Source organism: Ochrobactrum sp. BTU2 (assembly GCF_024539785.1).
Classification (GTDB): domain Bacteria; phylum Pseudomonadota; class Alphaproteobacteria; order Rhizobiales; family Rhizobiaceae; genus Brucella; species Brucella anthropi.
This window is the reverse complement of sequence record NZ_JAHWRG010000071.1, coordinates 1-1,711: the sequence shown is the minus strand read 5'-3', so window position 1 is coordinate 1,711 and position 1,711 is coordinate 1. Positions and strand designations below refer to the sequence as shown.

Sequence of the window (1,711 nt, the reverse complement as noted above, 5' to 3'; positions counted from 1 at the left end):
AAACCACGCCTATGACCGATGCCCCTTCTCTCAATCCAAGCCGCTTCCCTGCCCTGCGCGCGGCAGCGCGCAAACCACAAACCTTTCGATAACGGGGATTAAGGTAAATTTCAAAAAAGAGAAATGGATGGTCCGCAAAACAATGATCTCTAATGCACCAACTGACAATCTATATAAATTTATCACTTTCCTCGGCATTACTCTATTAATGTTCAGCATTTGGACCTTGTCCGAAATCGAGAAAAAAAATTCAGAAAATAGATTAAGAGCTGAGTTGGAATTAATTTCTAGGGCCGACAATAAAGAGATAGACCTCGCTCCAATAAATAATGAATACCGTAGATTATCGATCCTGACACAAAAATATGAAATTTTGGAAGATGGAGAGCATCGGCGAAGAATTGAAAATCAGATACAACAGTCTCAAGAGCGTATTGACTTGTTGCGCTTTGAGCTGAACTCATACATTACTAAAATCAAGGAAAAGAACGAAAGCACGCTAATTCCCGGCTTATACGCTGTTGCGCCTAATCCGCAGAAAACCATACTTTATTTAGAGTCTGATTCAAAACTATCTCGTGTAATTTCATGCTCTTGCGATACGGCGTGTGAAGAGCTGGATTGATGCGATGAACAGCCAGGCGGTTGCTGAGGCGATGGTTTGTTCGAAGTCCTTGGCGAGACGTCGGTTGCGGCTGAGCCATGCGAAGGTTCGTTCCACCACCCAGCGGCGCGGCAGCACCTCGAAGCCTTTCGCGGCGTCGGACCGCTTGATGATTTCGATGGTCCATTTGCTCTTTCCGATCTTGCGCAGTGCCTCCCGGAGCTTGTCACCGGCATACCCACCATCGGCGAAGACGTGCCGCAGCCACGGGAAGCGGCGGATTATTTCGGCGAGGACGAACGGTGCCCCGTCGCGATCCTGGATGTCGGCGGTGTGGATCACAGCATGAACCAGGTTGCCGTCTGTGTCGGTCAGGATGTGGCGCTTGCGCCCCTTGATTTTCTTGCCCGCATCGTAGCCCCGAGGCCCGCCGCTCTCGGTGGTTTTGACACTCTGGCTGTCGATCACTCCTGCACTGGGCGACGCTTCGCGCCCTGCCGCTTCCCGGCCGATCAGAAGCAGAGCATGATTGAGCGAAAGCCACAGACCATTGTCGCGCCACAGGTAGAACCAGCGTCGTACCGTCGAGACCGGAGGAAAGCAGGGCGGCAACATCCGCCAAGGCAGCCCTCCGCGCAGCAGATACAGGATCGCCTCGACGATGCGCCGCAGCGGCCACTTCCGCGGACGCCCAACCTGTGAAGGCTGCGGAAGAAACGGCTCCAGCACGGCCCATTCCGCGTCAGTCAAATCGCTTGGCAAAGTCAGCTGTGCACGGGCATACTGCGCCCGAGTGGTGTCGGTCCACATCGTCGAACTCCGGAAGTTTGTTGCAAAACCCCGTGAATCAGCGACTTGGGATGGCGTCAAGCTAACCCGCTGACACCACTCAACTTAATTTCGGATCAGGCTCTAATAGGTTTTTTTACTTGGTATCTCTTTCATCAAAAATACCAAGATATTCTGCTTCGTCGGCAGGTACAAAACAGAGATGAAAATACCCCGGAACTTTAATTCCGGGGCTTTAAAAGGGCTTGTCGCAAACTTTCGGGCTTAACCGTATGTTGACCATAGGCATGGAATTTGCCGCTCCGAAAGTTGCGGAGC

At 52.0% G+C, this 1,711-nt stretch carries 1 protein-coding gene and 1 pseudogene; one reads left to right on the top strand and one right to left on the bottom strand.

The window, feature by feature from the left end; translation table 11 throughout:
- Window positions 1–625: pseudogene (locus KWJ32_RS27985) on the top strand (hypothetical protein); the annotation flags it as partial.
- On the opposite strand, the gene KWJ32_RS27980 reads toward KWJ32_RS27985, so the two are convergent.
- Window positions 587–1,414: an IS5 family transposase gene (locus tag KWJ32_RS27980; RefSeq protein WP_067489441.1), complete on the bottom strand. Its 828-nt coding sequence runs from the start codon at window positions 1,412–1,414 to the stop codon at window positions 587–589. The pseudogene KWJ32_RS27985 and the gene KWJ32_RS27980 sit on opposite strands and share 39 nt — an antisense overlap.
- Between the last annotated feature and the right edge of the window lie 297 nt (window positions 1,415–1,711).